This is a genomic window from Erythrobacter sp. SN6-5 (assembly GCF_057364945.1).
Genome location: NZ_CP200282.1, coordinates 1297757 through 1318198, shown reverse-complemented (window position 1 = coordinate 1318198; position 20442 = coordinate 1297757). Strand labels below are relative to the sequence as shown.

The 20442-nt window shown below is 55.2% G+C and carries 25 protein-coding genes; 11 read left to right on the top strand and 14 right to left on the bottom strand.

What is annotated here, in order from left to right; all coding sequences use genetic code 11:
- A complete protein-coding gene (locus AC0V6Z_RS06615) occupies positions 1-1137 on the bottom strand; it encodes an O-antigen ligase family protein (RefSeq protein WP_472640556.1) in 1137 nt (378 codons plus the stop codon).
- A 333-nt stretch (positions 1138-1470) separates the two neighbouring features.
- On the opposite strand from AC0V6Z_RS06615, the gene AC0V6Z_RS06610 reads away from it, so the two are divergent.
- Positions 1471-1740: a spike base protein, RCAP_Rcc01079 family gene (locus AC0V6Z_RS06610; RefSeq protein ID WP_472640555.1), complete on the top strand. Its 270-nt coding sequence runs from the start codon at positions 1471-1473 to the stop codon at positions 1738-1740.
- Positions 1740-3770: a hypothetical protein gene (locus tag AC0V6Z_RS06605; RefSeq protein ID WP_472640554.1), complete on the top strand. Its 2031-nt coding sequence runs from the start codon at positions 1740-1742 to the stop codon at positions 3768-3770. Before AC0V6Z_RS06610 ends, AC0V6Z_RS06605 begins: the two co-directional genes overlap by 1 nt.
- A gap of 57 nt (positions 3771-3827) precedes the next feature.
- Here AC0V6Z_RS06605 and AC0V6Z_RS06600 read toward each other — a convergent pair whose 3' ends face one another.
- The 5 genes from AC0V6Z_RS06600 to AC0V6Z_RS06580 all read right to left on the bottom strand — a co-directional run bounded on the left by AC0V6Z_RS06600 (position 3828) and on the right by AC0V6Z_RS06580 (position 6868).
- Positions 3828-4472, bottom strand: coding sequence for a lipopolysaccharide biosynthesis protein (locus AC0V6Z_RS06600; RefSeq protein WP_472640553.1), 645 nt, complete (start codon positions 4470-4472; stop codon positions 3828-3830).
- A 195-nt stretch (positions 4473-4667) separates the two neighbouring features.
- Entirely contained in the window at positions 4668-5054 is a 387-nt protein-coding gene (locus AC0V6Z_RS06595) for a hypothetical protein (protein ID WP_472640552.1), read from the bottom strand.
- Positions 5044-5862, bottom strand: a complete 819-nt coding sequence (locus AC0V6Z_RS06590; RefSeq protein ID WP_472640551.1) for a hypothetical protein — start codon at positions 5860-5862, stop codon at positions 5044-5046. Before AC0V6Z_RS06590 ends, AC0V6Z_RS06595 begins: the two co-directional genes overlap by 11 nt.
- 63 nt (positions 5863-5925) lie before the next feature.
- Entirely contained in the window at positions 5926-6753 is an 828-nt protein-coding gene (locus AC0V6Z_RS06585; protein WP_486176451.1) for a hypothetical protein, read from the bottom strand.
- A gap of 31 nt (positions 6754-6784) precedes the next feature.
- On the bottom strand, positions 6785-6868 hold the full coding sequence (locus AC0V6Z_RS06580) for a sugar phosphate nucleotidyltransferase (RefSeq protein WP_472640864.1): 84 nt from the start codon (positions 6866-6868) through the stop codon (positions 6785-6787).
- 209 nt (positions 6869-7077) lie between these two features.
- On the opposite strand from AC0V6Z_RS06580, the gene AC0V6Z_RS06575 reads away from it, so the two are divergent.
- Complete coding sequence (locus AC0V6Z_RS06575) at positions 7078-8145, top strand: nucleotidyltransferase family protein (RefSeq protein ID WP_472640549.1); 1068 nt, start codon at positions 7078-7080, stop codon at positions 8143-8145.
- Between the two features lie 100 nt (positions 8146-8245).
- Positions 8246-9901, top strand: coding sequence for an ABC transporter ATP-binding protein (locus AC0V6Z_RS06570; protein WP_472640548.1), 1656 nt, complete (start codon positions 8246-8248; stop codon positions 9899-9901).
- Here AC0V6Z_RS06570 and AC0V6Z_RS06565 read toward each other — a convergent pair.
- The 8 genes from AC0V6Z_RS06565 to AC0V6Z_RS06530 all read right to left on the bottom strand — a co-directional run bounded on the left by AC0V6Z_RS06565 (position 9888) and on the right by AC0V6Z_RS06530 (position 15212).
- A complete protein-coding gene (locus tag AC0V6Z_RS06565; RefSeq protein ID WP_472640547.1) occupies positions 9888-10163 on the bottom strand; it encodes a PqqD family protein in 276 nt (91 codons plus the stop codon). The genes AC0V6Z_RS06570 and AC0V6Z_RS06565 overlap by 14 nt on opposite strands.
- Before the next feature lie 10 nt (positions 10164-10173).
- Complete coding sequence (locus AC0V6Z_RS06560) at positions 10174-11013, bottom strand: hypothetical protein (protein WP_472640546.1); 840 nt, start codon at positions 11011-11013, stop codon at positions 10174-10176.
- Entirely contained in the window at positions 11010-11288 is a 279-nt protein-coding gene (locus AC0V6Z_RS06555) for a hypothetical protein (RefSeq protein ID WP_472640545.1), read from the bottom strand. The genes AC0V6Z_RS06560 and AC0V6Z_RS06555 overlap by 4 nt, the downstream gene beginning before the upstream one ends.
- Before the next feature lie 286 nt (positions 11289-11574).
- Positions 11575-12138 carry a 50S ribosomal protein L11 methyltransferase gene (locus tag AC0V6Z_RS06550; RefSeq protein WP_472640544.1) on the bottom strand — a complete coding sequence of 188 codons (564 nt, stop codon included), beginning with the start codon at positions 12136-12138 and terminating at the stop codon, positions 11575-11577.
- A 61-nt stretch (positions 12139-12199) separates the two neighbouring features.
- Positions 12200-12406 (bottom strand): lasso RiPP family leader peptide-containing protein, encoded by a 207-nt coding sequence (locus AC0V6Z_RS06545; protein ID WP_472640543.1) that lies wholly within the window; start codon positions 12404-12406, stop codon positions 12200-12202.
- Positions 12376-13512, bottom strand: coding sequence for an asparagine synthase-related protein (locus AC0V6Z_RS06540; RefSeq protein WP_472640542.1), 1137 nt, complete (start codon positions 13510-13512; stop codon positions 12376-12378). The genes AC0V6Z_RS06545 and AC0V6Z_RS06540 overlap by 31 nt, the downstream gene beginning before the upstream one ends.
- A 31-nt stretch (positions 13513-13543) precedes the next feature.
- A complete protein-coding gene (locus tag AC0V6Z_RS06535) occupies positions 13544-14287 on the bottom strand; it encodes an asparagine synthetase B family protein (RefSeq protein WP_472640541.1) in 744 nt (247 codons plus the stop codon).
- Between the two features lie 43 nt (positions 14288-14330).
- Positions 14331-15212 carry a hypothetical protein gene (locus tag AC0V6Z_RS06530; protein WP_486176450.1) on the bottom strand — a complete coding sequence of 294 codons (882 nt, stop codon included), beginning with the start codon at positions 15210-15212 and terminating at the stop codon, positions 14331-14333.
- 120 nt (positions 15213-15332) lie between these two features.
- Here AC0V6Z_RS06530 and AC0V6Z_RS06525 point away from each other — a divergent pair, with 120 nt between their 5' ends.
- From AC0V6Z_RS06525 to AC0V6Z_RS06495, 7 genes are all read left to right on the top strand, one after another.
- Positions 15333-15803, top strand: a complete 471-nt coding sequence (locus AC0V6Z_RS06525) for a lasso peptide biosynthesis B2 protein (RefSeq protein ID WP_472640539.1) — start codon at positions 15333-15335, stop codon at positions 15801-15803.
- Between the two features lie 92 nt (positions 15804-15895).
- A complete protein-coding gene (locus AC0V6Z_RS06520) occupies positions 15896-16207 on the top strand; it encodes a hypothetical protein (protein ID WP_472640538.1) in 312 nt (103 codons plus the stop codon).
- A gap of 293 nt (positions 16208-16500) precedes the next feature.
- Positions 16501-17574, top strand: a complete 1074-nt coding sequence (locus AC0V6Z_RS06515; RefSeq protein WP_472640537.1) for an O-antigen ligase family protein — start codon at positions 16501-16503, stop codon at positions 17572-17574.
- Between the two features lie 2 nt (positions 17575-17576).
- Positions 17577-18293, top strand: coding sequence for a hypothetical protein (locus AC0V6Z_RS06510; protein ID WP_472640536.1), 717 nt, complete (start codon positions 17577-17579; stop codon positions 18291-18293).
- Between the two features lie 204 nt (positions 18294-18497).
- On the top strand, positions 18498-19463 hold the full coding sequence (locus AC0V6Z_RS06505; RefSeq protein WP_472640535.1) for a sterol desaturase family protein: 966 nt from the start codon (positions 18498-18500) through the stop codon (positions 19461-19463).
- The gene (locus AC0V6Z_RS06500; protein WP_472640534.1) at positions 19460-20023 is read left to right on the top strand and encodes a rhodanese-like domain-containing protein; all 564 of its coding nucleotides are present in this window, start codon (positions 19460-19462) and stop codon (positions 20021-20023) included. The genes AC0V6Z_RS06505 and AC0V6Z_RS06500 overlap by 4 nt, the downstream gene beginning before the upstream one ends.
- Positions 20024-20102: 79 nt before the next feature.
- Positions 20103-20441 carry a hypothetical protein gene (locus AC0V6Z_RS06495; protein ID WP_472640533.1) on the top strand — a complete coding sequence of 113 codons (339 nt, stop codon included), beginning with the start codon at positions 20103-20105 and terminating at the stop codon, positions 20439-20441.
- The last annotated feature ends 1 nt before the right edge of the window (position 20442 follow it).

Sequence of the window (20442 nt, the reverse complement as noted above, 5' to 3'; positions counted from 1 at the left end):
CTATGCCTCAGCGGCACTTTGCGCAGTGTGCTGAGCAAGCGATACTGCGATACCAAGCAAGGCAAAAAACCAGACCTGAGGAGACAACCACAAGGCCACTGAAAACACCCCAAGGCACATAACCGACAAGGCGATCGCAATGCCGCGGATCGTGTTCTGATCCACCGTGGCTAACAACACTGAATTGCGGGCGAGGTCCACCACGGCAAGCAATACCCCCAGCAAGGCAAGCATTGGGGCGATGACCCCATGCCGCATTGCCACGACCAGCCAGTAATTGTCCACCGATGGCGGCATCCAACGCGGCCGTGCCCAGTCGCCAAAGCCGATCCCAAAAATGGGGTTTTCGACCACCGTCTTAATGCCTTCGTCCCAGATCAGCAGACGGAAGAAGGCGGTTTGATTGTTCAGCGCCGCAAATCGGGTGATCAGTTTCACAACCCCAGAGTCGCTGGCGACCTCCAGAAAGATAATCACCGCCAGCAACCCCAAAAGCGCGAGCCGCCAAGTGAGTATGCTGGTGCGCGAAATCATGAAATTGGCCGCCACCAATGCGAGGCCCGAAGCGAGCACCAAAAACGCACCGGAGCTGAATGTGAACACGCAGCACAAGCCTCCGAAAAGGCCAAGCCACAATGGCCATCCGCGCAGACCAGCCACCAGATAGAGCGGCAAGAAGCTGCCTAAGAAAATACCGGCGAGGATTGGATGCGGAAACGGCCCCTGCCCGCGCATCAGACCAAGTCGTATCGACGGCTCAAGTTCGTGAACCTGTCCGGTGATCGCGCTCGCAGCGGGCATAACCAGATGCATCTGAAGAAGCGACTCGGCACCAATGAATAGCCCGGTCACCGCCAACCCTGGTGCACTCAAAACCAGCAGAATGCGCAAATCCCTGAGGGAACTAATCCTCGTTCGCAGCCAGAAGTAGGCGACGACTATGTCCAGAACCAAAGAACCAGAGGCCTGCATTGCCTGGTCCAACCCCATCGTCACAATTGATGATATGACAATCCAAACCCCAAGCGCGGCGATCACATAATCGGCCAGGCAAAGTCGCAGGTGACCCTTAAGAATATCACGCAGGATCACGAAAGCCGCACCGATCAGGAAAAGCCGATACGGCGGAAGCAACAAGGTGCCGACGCTAAAATTGAAAGGTAACGGGATCAGTAGAGTATAGACCAGCGCCACCGCGCCAAAAACACGCCATCGCTCAGCCTCGTGATTTCTCGCTATTTGTGGCGCGGCCATTGAGTGGATTGGTGGGGTTGCAGAATTTCCCATTGCGATATTGCGGCGACTTCCCTTGACCCTTGAACGATACACTAAGGCTATGAAATACTCGCACTGTGCATCACGGCGCATGTTCTTGCCAGACCCAAGTTCTCGCAAACAACTTTCCTACATGTTCTTTTTATGTTCTCTATTGCAGATAGTTTCACCAAAAGCGAATCCGAGGACATTGAAATGCAACAAGATCCATTCCGCAACCAAGCCGACAGCCCAATGGCACCAGCAGAATATTGCTTTGAAATCACACCCAGCGACACTGACGATCTGATGTGCGCGACCAAGGCTTTGTACGTTGGCGAAGGCGGGGACTTGGCCATCACCTCGGTCCGCGCCGATGCTCCGGTGGTCTTCACCAGCGTTCCATCAGGCAGCATTATCGATGTCCGCGCCCGGAAAGTCAGCGCATCCGGCACGACAGCAGCGAACATTATCGGACTAGCCTAATGGGACGCGTCGGATATGGCTTTGGCTCGGTGTCGAGACTGCTGAATGCAACCTCTGCATCAAGCAAAGCGACCATCATGCCGGGCGAAAACTGGACTGGAACAGCGGGGAGCGGTTTTGCCTCCACACCCGTCGATCCGGCTCGAACAACCGCCAAGCCAGTGCTGCGTCTCATCACCCCTCCCAAGCAACGCTTTTCAAGCAATCTCACGGTTGGAGTCCGGGCGGCGGCGAACAATTCTGGCACTTTGTTCGACACAGACGGCCTGTCATTTGTCCGCGTCCATTATGAGGGCAATGTTGTAGATATCGCAGCCCCGAGTGTGCGAAACCTCGTCGATGCTAATGGCCTCACCAAATGTTATTGGGGTTGGTGGTGTGAGCTTGAATACACCGGCAATGGCTCTGCCGACGTGTATTTCGAGGTGGTCCCGACTGACACCAGCATGCAGAACCGCGTGATCGGCCCCTATACGTTTCATCCGAATGACGACGAGTGGGAACTTGACTTTACCGTCAATCCCGACTTGCCGCTTTCAGCCACAAATTATCATGACATCAATCCAGCCATCAATGCGATGAAGCAGCAGGGTGCCTCCGGTGCATTGCGAGTGCGAATTAAGAAAGCTGGCGATTACGCGCTCACCGACCGCAATTGGAACAGAGGCGCGACCGCTGAATGGCTCGTCATTGAAGCCACTGTTCCCGGCGTGCGCTTTTCACAGAGCCTGCGAACGGACGGCACGCTCAACTTCTTTCGGCCCAGATTTGAGCCAGTTTGCTTTCGTCGCTGCGAGTTCGATTTTGCTGGATCAAGCGAGTATTATTTCGAGCCTGGATGGGCGCGGAACAATTGGTTCGATGGCTGCGTATTGACCAATAGCAACGGCCGCAATGATGCCGCGCTGAAGGTGCCTCGTAACACGCTGGCTTGGATATTGCGCGGCCGCCATTGGATCACCGAATGCAGTTTCAGCAATTTGGCAAACTGCGCGACGGGTCAGCATCTGGTGCGCGGATGCGAGTTCACCCAGTGCTGGTCGGATCTCGCCAATGGCACATATGCGTTTGTCGGCAACACCGTGCAGGATTTCGATGGCAGCTATTACCGCAACGGCATGGCCGCGCTGAGTGTTGAATACACCGGGCCTGCTGGAAGCGCGACCATCGCAGCAAACGGTATTGGTCCTAAAACCTTCACCCTCCGAGAAGATGGTTCAAGCATCGGAACGTTTGTGACTGGAACCAACAAGGCCGCATTTCTCGCCGACACCAATTACACAGTCCAAAATCTGGCCGACTGGATCAATGCACAGCCTGGTTGGAGCGCAACCGTGCTGGACAATCGTTTTGCCGCTTTTGCGCTGTGCTTGGATAGCGGTTCTCCGCAGGCGGCCTTCGGCCAGCAAGATGTAAAGTCAGCGGCGCTTGTCCTGCACACCAAGTTCGACATCCACGCCGATATCTACCAACTGAGCGGCAATTCAGCGATTGAGAATGTCATTATCGCAGAAAACCGAATGTGGGATATCGATGCCCAGAACATCTTCCTGACCGCACCAGGAGGCTTCAGCGATGTGATGATTGTGAATAATGCGTTTGAGAACTTTCTAAGCAGCGGCGCGCAGAGCCAATTTAGCTCAGCGCATAGCCATGTGATTATCGCGCATAATTCCATGGCAAGCCAAACAATCACCATGCGCAGCGATAGCACGTTCAATCCGGACAGTTACTGTCTGATTGCAAACAATATCTCGCAAGAATTGCGGTGGGGCGGAGCCGCTGACCCCGATCCAATTGTTGCTGACAATCACTTGCACGCTGGATCGTCACCGCCAACAGGTGCGAGCGGCACGTCCATTGGCGGCGACTTTGGCTCGCTCTATGTGGACGCTGACAATGGTGACTTTAGCCCGTCCGGCGATCTCCTGATCAATGGCAAGGGTCCGGTGCTGCGCGGCGATTTGAACTGCGCAAAACGCTCAACCTACGGCGCAGTCGGCGCTGTCGGAAAATCGATCTTTGGTTGAACCTTATGGTGGGCAAAGAGAGCCGGTGCTACTTGTATGTTCCGGCTCTCACGCCGCCTAGCTTTGCGCAGGCCTGCTAAGCGAAGGCCAATTCCGCAGCATAACCAGCAAGACCGCGCCGATCCACAAAACCTCGAACACAACCTGGATCATAGCTGCCCCGACTGCGCCATGTCGTCCAATCATCCAGGGCGCTGCAAGCAGTGCGGTCAAGGCAAACAGATTGCATTTCAGCATCGCGCCTGGTCCAATTCTGACGATCGTGAGCGCCCTCATACCCAGGGTCATCAGGCTCAAGCAAATGGCCAAGACTAGCCAATGCAAGGTGGCTGCAGCGGCGACGAATTCTGGCCCTGCGACAAGCTCTATGATTGGCACCCCCAACCAATAGACCGCCGCCAAGGCGGCTGCGGAAGTGAATGATCCGAATGCGGCGATCTCACCCGCCAATCTCAACGGATTTGGCGTGGTTGGCATTTCCCGAAAAACGGCTTCGAATGCCGCCCGGTAGAGCATTTGCATAATTGAGGCGATCCGGTCAGCCACGGCATAAATGCCGACCATCGAATTGCCAGAAACTGCCCCCAACAGCACTACTATGCCACGCTGCCTCACCGCACCCACCGCGCCAGATAGCCCGGTCGGCAGGCAGAACTTCAAGACCTCAAGAACTTCGCCGCGCGCCGCCGCTCTGGCACACACAATTGCGATACCTTTGCGAGCAGAACGGCGTTCGTGCCCACAAAGACCAGCGCAAAGGCGATCAAGTAAGCGTCTATCGGAGCCGATGCGTACCAAAACACCGCGGCTACAAGGAAGGTGATCGCAGCGGATCCTGACCGCACGAAGGCTAAGTAATCGAAGCGGTCGTACTTGCGCAAAATTCCAGTGAGCGGGTCAGAGGTTCGAAACAGCTGGGAACCGATCAGCATGATCGTGCAGCCAGCCGCCCTCCCAATTCAGCCACAGCAGAGCGCAAAGGCCGATTAGCACACCAATCGCCGCCGCTACCAAATTTAAGATCAAAGCCGCGCCCAATATTCGGCTCTCACGCCCTTCAGACAACGCCAAAACCGCCTGCCACAATTGCATGCCTGCCAAAGCCTCTAGCATCATCGTAAGGGCCAGCAGTGCGGCCAGCGTGCCAAGACCGTCGACGCCAAGTGACCGGGCGTTGAAATACATTGCGGCAAATCCGAACACGGCGACCGCACCCAGCGATACCAGTGACCAGCCTGCGTTCGTGCGTATGCGTTTCCAGACCGTCACGGCGCTATCGGTCAATTAACTCGAAAAAGCGCTGCGTTATATGCTGGGCGCGGTCCAACTCATCACCACTCAACCCCTCCAATTCACGCGTTTTAGTAGGCTCCTTCAACGCCCCAAGTCCCCTTGCCTCACAGTCAAAACCCCAATGGTTTAGCCGTTCAAGAATATTACCATCATTTGCCACCATGCTGGCCAGATCGTGCACCATATAGCGGCCAGAATCGCTTGCCTCGACATGATCCAGCAAGCATTGATTGTAGTGTATCCAAGCCTCCAGATAGTCGCTGCGCAATTGCTCAAACCACGCTTCACTGCGCGATCGCGTGGCCCAGTAATACGCCCGGCGCCAGCTGCGATGGCCGGTCACTGCATGGACGCGTCGTTCCCGCTCCAGCAATGAAGACACGACTTCCTCAAAGGGGCGAAACAAGATCAGCGCAAAGGGATCGAGCGCCTCGCGGTAGAACGGGAGGAACAGGCAAGTGCGAGGCTCCTTCCAGCCAAAGTGCTCGTTTGTCCTTCGCTTGCGCTCCAAAAGAGCGCGGCCTTCTTCGGCAAGTTCGCCCTCAACCTCAATCGCTCTATAGGCGGTTGAGTCGAATGAGCGCCCGCCCCAATCGGCCATGCCGTTGCTGGAGAGATCATGCGCCGCCAAAATTTTCGTGTGAAACGTCAGAAATTCGACATCTTCAAAATGACCATGCTCATTACCAATCCCGGCCCCCAATGTGGAGCCGCCCATATCAATCCCGCAACTGGTCAGCCACCGCGCGGCGAGCGAAGTGTAGGAACGATGCATGCCCAGCACTGCTAATGATGGCAAAGATCTAGCCTCCTCACCAGGAATACCGCTCCGCGTATGTAAAGGCATCCCAAGTCACCTAAACTATGGCTCCTCATAGCCCGCTTGCCTAGCAATGTCCCGAGCGCCAGCTTGCAAGTAAGGACCACGCGATCTTACTTTCCTCCGCCTCCACTGTGCACGCCAAAGCGCCAGTGGATTGTTCGATAACGAACAAATTGAGGTAGGAATTGGCAGTTTTGCTCGCCATTTTTTTCGGGCGTAATGATAAGCTTCGCGATAGCCTCCACCAAGTGAGGCAATTGGGCGGTTGTTATGAACCACAGGCAGCTCCACTGCCCAAGCCGTTCTGCCAGCTGCAATTGCGCTCTGCGCCAGATCTGTTCCGTAGAGGTGGAAATGCGGCAAATCTGGATCGAATTGGAAACCCGGCTCTCGGCGCAAGATCAAGACCAGTTCATCGAATGAACCAACTTGTGTTGGGTGAAAGCCGCTTTTGCCCAGCTCTTTGCCCATGGTTACATCCCAGATCCGGCCAACATGCTCGCCGTTTGGACAAACGCCGTAAGGGCCTGCCACCATCCAATCCGGTGCGCTCTCGCTGAGTCCATTGAGAACCGCGACTGCCCGCTCAAGCCAACCCTGCGGCAAATAGACATCTTGGTGGGCGAAGACGCAAATGGGCCGCATAGTTCTCGCCAGGCCTTGATTGTAAGCGTCGGCCATATTGCTCGCGCCACGGATCTCGGTGATTGTCAGAGCGCCGCTCGCGACATCAGGAGAACGCAGCAAGCATTCGCTTAATATCTCATCATTATCGACCGCCACGATCAGGCAGAAATCATCAGACTTCAGCGCAGCGGATTTGGCTTGCGGCACGGCTTTATTCAAGCCGCCAGCAGAAAGCGCCACCACGCCTCATATCTCAATATGGTTGTATAGGTCATGCGCAAAATTGTCGCGTCAGCGGGTATAAACGCGTGCCCGAGCCACCAGCTAGAATGATGCCTTTACGGCTGGTGGTCATAGAAAGGAGGCTCCTAATTCTGGGGCAAACACCTCATGCGTTTGCAACTTCGATTCATTGCAGTGCAGTCTAGCCTGGTCAATGTACAAAAGTCGGCTTCCACCAAACTCCTTGGACTAGCCAGAGCAGCTAATCCCATGGACGCGTCAAAAGCCTGATTGATACGCTGGATAATCTGCCAAAAATGACGCACCTTCAGCGGGAAGTAATTGCCCGAACCCAAGAGGCTTGTCGCCAAACAGATGACAGAAACCGCGACCATCGATGCAATGTTAGCCAGCGCAATGCGCGGCCAGGCTGCGCAATGGACAGGCGAAGGCGTTACGCAGGTTTGGGACCGGATCGCCTTCCACGGGATCGCAGGAACGCTCAATTTACACCGCAGCCAACTCTCGGACTGGCCCATTCGGATACTGGATGACATCAGGCAGGAAGCGCAGATTGTCGCTTTATGGGAAGAAACGCACCGCCTTTGTGTGGCGAAACTTATCCAGCATTTGGCAGATCGAGGCGTTGAAACAGTCGTCATGAAAGGAACCGCCCTTGCCTATTCTCTCTACGAGGATGCTTCGGTCCGTCGGCGCGGTGACACGGATTTACTGGTAAAACCGAGTGACCGAAAGACAGCGCGAGACTTGCTCTCATCGAGTGGCTGGATCATGCGTGAGGTGCCGCACGGTTTAGTCTATCAGGAAACATGGCTGTTCAAGACAGGCGCCCATTTCGTGCATGAACTGGACCTCCATTGGCAAGCGGTCGATGGTCCCACATTGCAAGCAATCCTGCCTGCTGAGCTATATTTCGAAGAAGCCGTTCCCCTGCCCAACCTCAGCAAAGCTGCGATGGCAGCATCACCTATGCTCACCTTGGTCCAAATTGCGCTCAATCAGGCGTGGCACCAAACACATGGCTATGCAGTCGATGAAACTAAAGTGCATGGTGGAGAGCGGCTGATCTGGGCGAAGGATTACGATTTGCTTGCCCGCAGTTTCGGCCAGCGCGATTGGTCCATGCTAGCAGAGTTCTGCGAAAAGGTCGGTGTAGAGCCAATTGTACATGCGGCCCTAAAAACCGCGAGAAATGCTTTCCACACCCCCATTCCTGAAGAAGTCGAAACCCAACTGGAACGGCAGACTGGCTGCACCAGAATTCAAGCTTACCTTGCGGAGACAGACCCAGTCACGCGGTTCAAAACCGATCTGGCCAATGTGCATTCGCTGCAGCGGCTAAAGCTCACTTCGCCCTTGCGCAGGCTTGGCCCAGTGCAGCACATCTGAAGGAGAAATCCGGGGCAGCCCAAAACTGGTCAGTCGCTGGCCTGCGCTTGCGGTGGTTGGCTCGCTCCTTCATCAGATTAGTGGCTGGACGAAAGCCTTCATGAAGCGCTCATTCCTATGGCGGCGCGCGCTGGAGTTTAAGCGCGAGCTATCTCTTATCAGCGGGCTTACTCTATTAAGTTCCATGGCCACGCTGTCGGTGCCTTGGTTGGCCGGACAATTGCTCGGCAGGCTTGCCGATGATGCGCCTACCAACCTCGGCAAGATCACAGGCCTGTTGGTGCTCGCGCTGGTCATTATGACTGCCATGAATATTGCTGCAAGCATGGTAACCGCTCAGACATCAGGGCGAATACTCGCCAGGCTGAGACTTGATGCCTACGGCCACATCCAGAACCTTCCGATAGGTTTTCACGAACAAAGCAGGCGGGGCGATCTCCTGGCGATGATGACTTATGAAGTACGCTTACTCAGCGACTTCCTAACCTCCACCATCGCCAATGTGCCAGCCATGCTAATGACGGCTGGCGGCGCGGTGATATTGTTGTTTCTCATCGATCCAACAATCGCTTTCATCGTTCCGATACTCGTGCCTGTATTCTTCATTGTGCTCAAGCTCTTCAGTCGGCGGCTCAGAGGGCTGGCCGAGCGGGTCAGAGAAACAGAGGCAAAGGTGATGTGGGTGGCCGACAGTGACCTAGAGATGCTGCCTGCGATCAAGTCCTTTGCAACCGAAGCCCGGCACAGCAAAGCCTACGCTAGGATTGTTGAAGCGGCGCGTGTCCTCAGCTTGCAGGAAGACCGTATAACGGCCGCAATTGGCCCTGTGATCGCCCTTGCCGCTGGATTGGCCACCATCGCAGTTATCGTGCTTGCTACCTCTGGCGAAGCTGTCAGTGAGCGCGATCCGGCGGAAATGTTCGCCTTTCTGCTCTATGCTGCCTTGCTTACTCGTCCTGTCGGCGGCTTAGCCAATGTCTACGGCCAGTGGCAGATCGCACGTGGAACGGCCGCGCGGATGGAAAAAGTCTTCGCGGTGGAGCCTGAAATCGACGGTTCTGGAAACGACATCACAAACGCCTCACCTTCGACCATCCGGTTCGAAAATGTAAGCTTTGGATATGATAGCCGCGAGCGGATTCTTCGCGGCATCAGCTTTGCGATAGAACCGGCGCAAGTGATTGCGCTGACCGGAGCAAATGGCGCTGGAAAGTCGACCCTTATCCGATTGCTCTTACGCTTTTACGAGCCAGACGCCGGACGCATCTTGCACGGATCGAACAATATCGCCGATTTGCAAATACAGGCCTGGCGCAGGCAGATCGGATATGTTCCTCAGCGCGCGTTGTTGTTCAACGGGACGATAGCCGACAACATCGAGTTTGGATGCGAAGAAGCAGAACCGCAAGCAATTGAGCGTGCCGCCAGGCAGGCTCAGGCATGGGAATTCATCGCGCAGCTCCCCGATGGCCTGAACACGGAAATTGGCGACAATGGTATCCGATTGTCAGGTGGAGAGCGTCAGCGCATTGCGCTGGCCCGGGCACTGCTCAATGATCCACCCATCCTCATACTGGACGAAGCAACCAGCATGTATGACCTTGAAAGCGAAGCAGCCTTCATTGCCGAATGTGAAAGCGCGCTTAGCGGTCGCACCGTCATCATCATAACACATCGCATAGCGAGCCTTGCCCTTGCCGACCGGGTTTTCGAGGTGAGCGATCAGACCGTATGCGAGGTTGCTACTCAATCCTGATCAGGTTTTGCTTGCTTAACTCTATTGCCAGGCCGAGCACGTCTTGCTGAATACTCGCAAGCGGCGCATCAAATTCCGCTTCAACTACCTCGCAAAGCTCGGCAATCGAATAGGGTTTCTCGTCGAGCAGGCTCCAAATTCGAGTGCCAACAGCATTCAGACCAAAATAAGTCCCGCTGGCCATATCGAGCAGCACCATTTCGCCGCTCACCTCTCGCGAGACCACGTCTTCAGACGCACATATGACATCACTCAATTGCATTGTACGCCTCCTACCTGCTCCTCACTGCACGAACCGCTTCGATAACATGCTCAAGCTCGCGATAGTCGCGGCGATAGTCCAGCGCATAGCACGGAACACCCTGCGACAGATCGACAAGCCTTGAGAAATGGGCCTTGAGGCGAGGCTTGTCTTCGACATCTAGAATGAATGAATGCGGTATCAAGTGCGTCAGAGCGCTGAGTGGGCTGAGCCTGGTGATGCTTACTTTCTCTGGCTCTGCGCTGGCGAGCACAAAGATTGCGTCCAAGCCTTTAGCCTCCTGAGCAAATGGCAATTGCTCAGGCACTGAAACAGCTTGTTTGTCCTCGGCTTCAATCCAGTGGTCTTGCAAGCCGAGCAGAAACTCAGCACTGTCATTGAACAGGCGCAGCGCTGTAGCCTTTGGCTGGACCCAATAATCGCTTTCTCGCCGTTCAAGCTCAACTACATCTTCTGTAAGAAATGGAGCGTCTGATTTTGCAAAGGCTCCCGCTAGTGTCGTCTTGCCGCTGCGCGATGGCCCCAAAAAGGCTGCAGCCCTACCGTCAATCACAACTGCGCTCCCGTGAAGGCACAGCCCGCCGGAATGATTGGTGAGCAGCGGAAGTATTGCATTGTGAAACAGGTTCTGCGCCGTTTGCTCAGTGCTGCCGGGCGCAGGCCAAGCGATCACCCCTTGGCTATTGCTCGTGATTTGAAAGTCGGCCTCATCCAGGAACCTCAAGTGGAAGCCATCGTCGTCCCGACGGAATTCGGCCTTTATCTCGCCGTCAGGATCAACCCAGCGATCATAGGGCTGGGGCGATAAATCCGTTTGCGCTCGCACCTCTGCGAGTTCCAGGCCGATCACAGCGTGCAATCCTTGGCTAACACCTGCATCACAAAGTCACGAGCGGCCTGATCACTTGGAAACAGCTTTGGTCGGTCCCTCAAGACCTGATCCACAATCTCTTGACTCGTGCGCACCCCATCAACCTGGGCCAAGACAAACGCACGCGCCGCGCCATGATCTGATAAGGCAGGCGCTTGTCCGTTTGACACCGCCAAGTCAGAGGGTTTCAGCAAGGTCCCTTGCCAGGTTGAGAGCTTCTGAACGGGCGCACCATTGGGGGGTGTATCGTCCAAGCCAGCATCTCTTCCGCATGGCGAATGCTGGTTGAGAATTCGACTTCATCGCCCTCTTCAACCCGGAAAGGCTCGGCTGCTGGCAAGAACGCTTGCGAGCGGCCAATGCTGGCAGGGTCAAACGGCGAATTGGTCATCCGCACACCCTGACTCAATGCACAATCAAACCACCCAGCCACTCCGTCAAACACGCCGGAATGAATGATCGATAGCGAAGCGCTAAACCTGAAGATCTCTGGGCTGTCTTCACAAAAGGATATTCGACCCAGTCGCACCGCACCACTAATCAGTTCGTCAGCAGAGTGGCTGTGGTGATGCTTTGCGTGCCGATTATAGCCATCAAGCCAGCGATATTCTGACGGAATATGCTCTGCCTGCCATGCGCTCGAGCCTTACTCCGGCATTCCTCGCTTGAAACGCCCGCAACCATCAAATTCATCGACTGAGGCACAATTGCGCCGCCCGGCTTTAGAAACCGCCTGCGCGCATCCTCAAGCATCGCAATGATGCCATAATCGAACCCGAAAAAGCCAACGTGGTCGCAAATCAGCAGATCAACCTTCTCTGGTAATTCAGCGTGGAAAGTTGATCGCGGAACGCAGTGATAGCGATCTTCCAAACCAGCCTTCGCCATGCTCTCGCGCGCGAGATGGATCGCATCGCTGCTATCAATGCCCCACACCTCTGAAGCGCCTGTCTCCAAGCAAAGCAGCCCTAACACGCCGAGTCCGCAGCCAAGATCCGCTACGGTATCTCCAGGCTGAATAACCTCTTCGATAGCTTGGCGATATATCGTCAGGCGCTCGGAGAGATTGAGATATTCAAGATGCTCGTTCAGGATGTCGATCATTTAGGCGAAGGCACCTCTTGAGCCACGGGCCTTATCCGTCCGGCGTGAAAACAGCAGGATGCTAGTTCATCGCCATCATGATCATACCGTCCATCATCATGGTGGCGCTACCGCCGGTCAAATTTCGTACAGAACCGTATGCGGTCAGGCGTGGCGGCGTATATTTCGCTTTTTTTGCTTGCTGTTTCATAAGGCGACCTTGCTGGTTTGGCCGCGCGTCAGGAAACATTGCGACCATCAGCGGAAATGATACAAAAAAGCCGCGCAAGCGTAAACTCCCCATACCTCCCACGAACGCTCATCTGGGATTGTGCCAGACGCATCTGGCCGCAGAAGACGCTGAAACCCGGCTTCATCGCACATATTATCGAGCAGAGGATCGGCATTCTTGCGAGCGAAGTCAGCGAATTCTCGGTCCAGCTCTGGCGACGGGAAATCCGCTTTGGTAGTCCGATCTAGGATCACATCCGGCACAATTCCTCGCAGTGCCCTACGATGGATATATTTGCTGTGACCAGCTCGCCGACGAATATGTTCCGGCGTGCTGGCCGAAAATTCGATGAAGGCCTTGCTCAACATTGGATTGCGCGGTTCCAAACCAGCCCTCGCATATTGCCCCTGCATCATCGTGTTTGCCATGTCCGTGCCCGGCGCGCGTACAAGATTGAGCTTGCTCCAACGCACCGGCTCGCTTGGCAGTGAGGTGATGTAGCTGTCTTCAAACTCGGCTAGTCGGTGTCTGGCCTCCTCCGTCAACCAATCGAGATATTCCTTCCGCTCCCTCGCCTTCTGCCGCTTATAGTCTCGGCCGCGAACTCGAATGATTTCCGGCAGAAGCGTCATGGTCATATGCCGCAAGGCAATGGGCAACGTTTGCCGCCATCCTTCAGCCGCCGCGTCCTGGCGCAAGGCCCGCGCAAACCCCGCAGCGTCGCCAGCCTTGGTAAACTCTCGGTAGTAGTGACGGCTGCCTTGCAGCCACTCATCACCCCCGTCACCGCCCATTAAAGCCCTGCAACCATCTGCCGCCGCCGTATTCTCCAACCCAATACTCATCGCGCCATTGGTAGGGATCGGTAGATCATATCGCGTGCATGCCTGCTCCGTGAACCAATCGATAGGCGGCTGCGTTAGAGGCACTTCACATAATTGGGCACCAACATGCTCCGCCGCGGCTCTGGCGAACGGCAATTCATAGGCGGGGGAGCCTGGCGCTCCCGCAAGAGTATACTCTGAGATTGATGGCGCTGGCAGTTCGCCTCGCTCTGCCAATTGATATGCCAAACAATGGAGAGCGCTAGAATCGAGACCGCCGCTTACCGTCACTCCAAGGGGTCCATGAGAACGCGAAGTTCGGCGGACACAATCTTTCAATAGATGCCGGTAATGCTCAAAATAGTCCTCATCACGGGGATACCGAATGGTGACTTCCGGGTCCAGCGACCAGTGCTCTTTTAAGGTCAGGCGATTTGCCGAGAAACTCAGCGAATGGGCAGGCAATAAGCGCTTGATACCCTGCCAAGGTGTTGCATCGCGCTGATGCCATTTGTCCGCCATAACGCCTAGCCAAATAATCAAAATCTGGCCTCGGCTTTGGTTCGATCTGCGGAACCAGTGCCGATAGGTCAGAAGCAAACAGCAATTGCTGGCCATCAAAGTGATAAAACAAGGGCCGCAGACCCATGTGATCGCGGGCGCAATAGACAAGCGGATTGCTAGGATCGGACCGACAATCAGCCAGAGCGAGGGCAAATTCGCCGTCTAAATGACGTGCGCAATCCTCGCCCCATTGCTGGTACGCGCGCAGCACCAGCTCCGTGTCCGTTCGATTGCGCAGCACCACGCCAAGTCTCAGCAAGTCGGCGCGAAGCTCCTCCCAATTGATGAGGAACCCATCAAACACGAGAGCAATCCGCCGGTCTTCGCTGCAATGCGGCTGGGTTTCGTCCTGCGCTTCGCTCGTTACACGCAGTAGGCTGGCACCCAATCCAACAAGGCTGTCATGTCCCGTTGAGCGACCATGGTCGAATGCGCTCGACAACCACATGGCGGCGCCATCCTGGCCGCGATCCGCGATGGCGTCCGTCATTGCTGTCAGGGTCGCAGGGTCCACACCATCAGCGCAATAGAGCCCAGCGATCCCGGTCATTCGGCCTCAATGACTCTGCATGATTTCAAGTGACGCAGTTCAATCACCCAATCTGCCCATTTTCGGATTCCGCAGCAAAGACATCGCACAATGGTTGCAATATGCTGAGCTCGAAATGCTCAGCCCAGAGGTGCGGCCTCACCAGCTTTTCACAGCCAGCGGGATAAAAGTGGAAGAACAAGAGATTGCAATACCCTCCGCGCGTGATCGGATCACGGTAATGCCACTGAGACGAGCCATTGAAGAGCAACGCCTGGTTCGGCTCTAGCTCATGCGATGTCCAATCCATCCCGGCGTCATCCTTGAGGTCTTCCTCGTTCCAAGCCTGGATCGTATCAGCATCAGGCAATTCCACTTGCTTGCTGAAGTGTATCGACCAGCTGCCGCTTTGCTCGATGCAATAATCGAGCGTGTACATCGACATTGGCTCGTCCAGATGCGGTGCACACTGGCCAGAACCCCCGTATAGGCTCAAGAAGTTGTATCCCATCACCAATTCGCACCCTGTAAGCTCGCTCACAAAAGGCAGTAGGCCCTGCTGCAATTGCAGAAAGAATGGATGATCGTGGACTACATCACGTCCGAATTTCTCTACCTCGTGGCGTTCGAGCTGCGCGGCGGGAAGGCTTTGGACCACCGAGTTGATCTCATGCCGAACAGCGTCATCAAACGGCGCATCGATAGTGCAGATCTCGAACTTATCGGCTGGGTGCAGCGGCGCGAATCCAGCGACAAATCGCTCCAAATACTCGGGAGCGACCTCTCCTATATACAACTTTGCTGCCTCGAACCGGCGCAAGAAATGCGCGTCGTACCACGGCACTTCGCCGAGCTTTGCGACCGACGCGATGGCCGCCAAATGGAGATCGAGATAGTCACGATCACCCAACCTGTCCTTGATCGCCTCACTCAGCATTTGGCTCACATAGCACACCGCGAGGCATAGGCTATAAGGCGGATAAACCACCCTGCGTCATGCGCTCTCAGATTGTCGCAAGCGGCCAAGTCTGGCATCTATTGCAAAGTGACAGCAAGAGTTTCCTCCGTGCCTGCAGAGGGCCAGAAACCCAAACTGAGGGATGTCCTTTGGATTGGGCGCTACAGCGTGCGCTGTATGGTGGAGCTTGTTCAGGCTCGGCTGGCATTCGCGAAACTGGATATGCGCGTACTTGATCAGCGCAATGAAAAGGCGGCCTTGGCCCACCAAGAGCAGCCTCAGCCTGGCTCAAAACGAGCGGAGACCATCGCCCGCATCGGCTATATTCTGCCTCGTTTGTCCGCTCGCTTGCCGTGGCGTAGTGATTGCTTGATACAAGCGATCGCTGGGCAGAACTGGCTAAGCCAATTAGGCATCCCAAGTATGATTGAGCTTGGAGTTAAACGAGAAGAGGCCAATGGCTTAAACTCGCATGCTTGGTTGCTGTGGGGAGGCCAGATCGTGCTGGGCAGCAGCAAAGAGCTTTACACTCCGATCTTTCCGCACAATTCAAAGCCAATCGCCCCACATAACAAGTAATCGGCATGTCTGATCCTCTCAGCGGTCCAGCTCGATTTGTAAATTGCTCCCAACCTAGTAGTATTACATAGATCAGAAGGCGGGAGCGGACGATGGTGCCAACATTACGAGCTCAGATAGCGTTTTTTGCCGCAGCGCTTGGGCTGTTTTTCGCGCCAATCTCTGCGCATGCCAACACGCGAGCAGGCGACTATTCTGTTTGCTGCGCAGCTTCAACCGATGGGGCCTCGTCTAACGCTATCAGTGATCGAGGCTGGTTTACCGAGGATGCAGATCGCGGTGCACTATGGCTGGCGCTTTTGGGCGGTGTGGGAATAATCATCGGAATCCTGATTATCCAAGAAGATGATGATCCTGCGCAGCGCGGTGATGGAGGCCTCAATCAATCGCCAGGGGCCAATTGAAGCAGGCCTTTTGATCGCTTTCTATGCGTGCTGATCGCATTTCTCCTCGATCAAGCGCCTACGCGCTGGCTGCGCTACTGACCATTGCGGTGATCATTGGTGGAGGCGGCGTCAGATACGGTCTGGCAAACCTGGCTGTACAACTTGCAGCGCTCTTTGTTCTGGGCTTTCATCGCAGTGCCTTTGTTAAATTTTGGAGCACGACACCGTTTGGCCTTCGCGCTCTCGTCGGTGCGTGCTTATTGCTTCCGGCTATACAGCTCATCCCCTTACCAAACGGAATTCTTGCAATCTTGCCCGGCAGGAACCTTGTGCTCGAAGCGCGCTCGCTGGCCGGGGTGAACACCTGGTTTCCCATAAGCGTTGATCCGGCCAGAACGCTGGTCGCCTTTGCCGGCCTGATCTTGCCACTCTCGGTACTCGTTGTCGCTTACCAACTTTCGCGGCGCCAATTGATCTGGATCGCTTGGACACTGGTGGGCTTGGCACTGGCTAGCGTATTGCTGGGCGCCGTACAGGTCGTTAGCCAGGGTCAAAGTGGTCTGCTCTATCCAGAGAACCCAATGCCTGGGGTACTTTTTGGAACCTTTGCCAATCGCAATTCCACTGGCCTGTTTATGGTTTCGGCGCTTGCGCTTGCCGCACTGTTGCCCGCTCCGTCCAACACCTCATCGTTTCTTTTCTGGCGCGCCATGATCTGCCTAATGCTGATCACAGCCATTCTTCTCACTCGCTCACGCACCGCTATTGTCCTGGCCGCGTTGCCACTCGCGATGTTGCTTGCGAAGAGCATGGGAGCAAGGCTGAACGAGGCGCAGGCGAACGCTAGCAAAGGACATCGACGAGGCAAGAAAGGCATTGTTGCTGGTCTCTCGTGTGTGGCATTGATCGCCAGCCTTTTCGCCTTTGCGCCTGGGCGGATCAGCGACAGCCTTGATCGGTTTGAAGCGAGAGACGACGCGCGCATCTATATCTGGGAAGATGCAACCTACACTGCCGGTCGATATTGGCCGATTGGATCGGGCATGGGCACGTTCGACGAGGTTTTTCAGCTCGACGAATCTCTTGAAAATCTGACACCTCGGCGAGCTGGGCGCGCTCACAACGACTATTTGGAAGTCGCAATTGAAGCAGGCCTAATTGGGATTTTCCTCATCACTTTATGGCTTGCTTGGATCGCCTGGATGACATGGCGGGCGCGGCTGTCAGCGCACAAATGGGTCGCTTGGGGCGGCAGCGTAGTATTGGTTGGCATCGCGGCTCAGTCATTGGTGGATTTTCCACTCCGCAGCCAAACCATGTTGGGGGTGGCCGCATTCGCGCTCATCTTGCTGCTGCGCTTTAGTAGATTTGGACAGGAACAATAGGCATGAAGCAGGCTTTATGGCTCATCGCTTTGGTCCTGATCGGTCTCGTTACCACAGGAGTGCAGCTGGACCGGCAGGCCCGCGTGTCAGGCGATCTCGCGGCGCCGGTTCCCACGCCGTTTCGAGCCTTCGCTCAGGAGAGGCTCGCCACCCGAGCCCTTGCAGCCAGCGACTCAGACCAAGCGCATGCTGGAGCTCAGCGATTGGTCGCGCGGCGTCCGCTCCCCGCCGAGCATCTTCGCATTTTGGCCATCGCCCAAGCCCTCAATCAAAACGAAACAGGAAGCCTGCAGACGTTGCAAACCGCGAGCCAGCGCGGCTGGCGCGACCCAATCACGCAAGAAGCAGTTTTGAGACTGGCCATCGAAACGGGCAACCACAGGGAGGCCGCCAGACGATATGCGGCCTTGATGGCCATGCCAAACACGTCAAACGCCCTGCTGTCTGAACTGGGAGGGGCAGCCTTGGAGACACCTGAGGGTCGCAGCACCTTTGCCGCTGTGTTAGCTCCGGCAAAGCGCTGGCATCGAACTTTCCTAAGGCGCGGGTTGCTGAACCTGAAGCCGCGGACGTTCGCTGAACTGATTGCGGAAGCACAAGATCTGGGCGCAAAGTTTGATTGCGCGCAATTGCAGCGAGCAGCGCGGGTTCTGAATGACAAAACAGATGCCTCGAGCCAGCCGACAAGGCTCTCGATCGATCAAGGCTGCGTGGAATAGAAACGGTGCAAGCCGAGAAACCTCATCCGTTTATCACTGCCTTTTTACGTTCACGCCCGTTTCAAGCTAGTTTTCCCTTCTCCATCAGGCTGAGCCGATACAACCGCCACCAGCCCAAGGTCACGTCACCGAAATTTGTAACCGAAACTATCGTGTCGACGAATGTTTTGGCGCAGGACAGAAATTCTCGAGTAAGGGGCGAGCATGGCTGACACCATTGATAAGCGCGCCAAAGAAAGCACAGACCAGGAAATCCGTCGCCCACGGACCTTGGCGTTTGTCATTACCTTCGGTCTGTTAATCGCTCTTTCAGAGGGTCTTTTGCGATTGGTCGCTTGGGCTCAAGACGCGGTCGGCTGGGCGTTGATCGACCATGATATTGATCTCCTCTGGGCTGGCTTCGCAGCAGCCTTGGTCAATGCGATCTTTACTTACACAGGCTTGGTCGCGCTCTTCGCCTTCTTTGAATGGCGTCACCTGGGCTTTAAAGACTTTCGCCGACGTTATGCCGAGGGTTTGCTGTATGGAGCCACAGCTATTGTCATCGCGGTGATGCTGCAAACTGCGGCTTTCTCCAGTCTGCAAACCTTGGATTTCGAGCCCGTTTTCCAGATCCAAGATTTGGGGCCTGTCTCGTTGCTATTCCCGATCATCTACATGGTCATAATCGGCTTCTTCGAATACTGGCTGCACCGCGCGCTTCACGATGTTCCCTTCCTTTGGCGGCTGCACGCTATCCATCACCAAATCGAAGACATGAACGCCGCGCGCAGCTACTCCCACTGGGCTCAGGACGCGGTATATCTGGCAGTTATTACAGTCCCTCTGATCTTTCTGGTAGAGAGCCCGCAGGGTTTTGTCGCATTGCTAACGACGTTCTATTTGATCTCGAACTACTACATGCACACCGACAATCCGGCCTTGTCGTTCCCACCGATTCTTCGACATGTGCTGGCCGACAATGTCTATCATCATTATCACCATTCGCGCCGCATCGAGCATTGGGGGCGCAACTATTGCTCGTTCTTTTCTTTCTACGACCGGATTTTTGGCACGCAGCATATGCCGCGAGACGAAACCTTTCATGCAACCGGCATTGACGGCTACGCGCCGCTGGAAAACTGGCATGATTATCTGATCCGCCCTTTTACAAACCGGGGCAAGACATGACCGAACGCAGATGGCTTTACCTAGGTCTTGCTAGCGTTCTCAGCGCACCTTTGCTTTGGGCGACAGCAACATTCCTTTGGACACCGGCAAGTGACTTGGCCGGTGTCCAAAGCACCATTAAAGCAAACATACCCGAAATTGCGCATATTTCGGCGCAGCAGCTTGCGGCCAGCGATCCCGACACAACGATCATCTTTGATACCCGTGAGGCAGAAGAATACGCCGTCAGCCACCTCCCCGGCTCCATTCGCATCCCGCCAGAGATGTCAGTTGCAGATTTTATGAGAAATTTTGAGCATTTGATATCGGGCAAAACGGTGGTTTTCTATTGCTCGGTTGGCGTACGCTCAACACAATACGCAAGCAAAATTCAGAACGCGATACGAACAAATGGGGGCATCAAAACCGTCAATTTAGAGCTCGGCCTGTTCGGCTGGCACAATGATGGTCGCCCGCTTGTCAACCAGCGAGGTGAAGCAACTATGCTGATCCATCCCTATGATGATAATTGGGGGCAACTTCTCGAACGAAAATCGTTCGCATCCAAATTTCCGAAATAATTTTTCAGAATTTTGTAACCCAATCGACTCTTCCAACGAACGGACGGGTAACGTCTAACTCAATTGTAGGGAAAACATCGTGCGAAGCGCAATCTTATCAACGGCAGCCATCGTCTTGGCATTGGGTTCCGCTCCAGCTCTCGCGTCAGGTTCTGGCGGGGGTGGAGGCGGTTATGGCGGCTTCAGTGGCGGTTCCGGTGCCTCAGCACCGCGCATCTCACCAGCTGAAAGATTGGAGCGTCGCGGCAAATCCCAAGTGCGCAAACGCATCACGTGTAAAAAGTGCAGTTATCATGGGAAGTTGAATCAGCAAACAGCCGCTGAAGTTGCAAAAGCTGTTCAAGGCGGTCAGTTCAATTTGAAAGGCAAAAACCGTGAAGCGGTTTTGTACTATCTGCGGCAACGCTACGGAGTTTAAC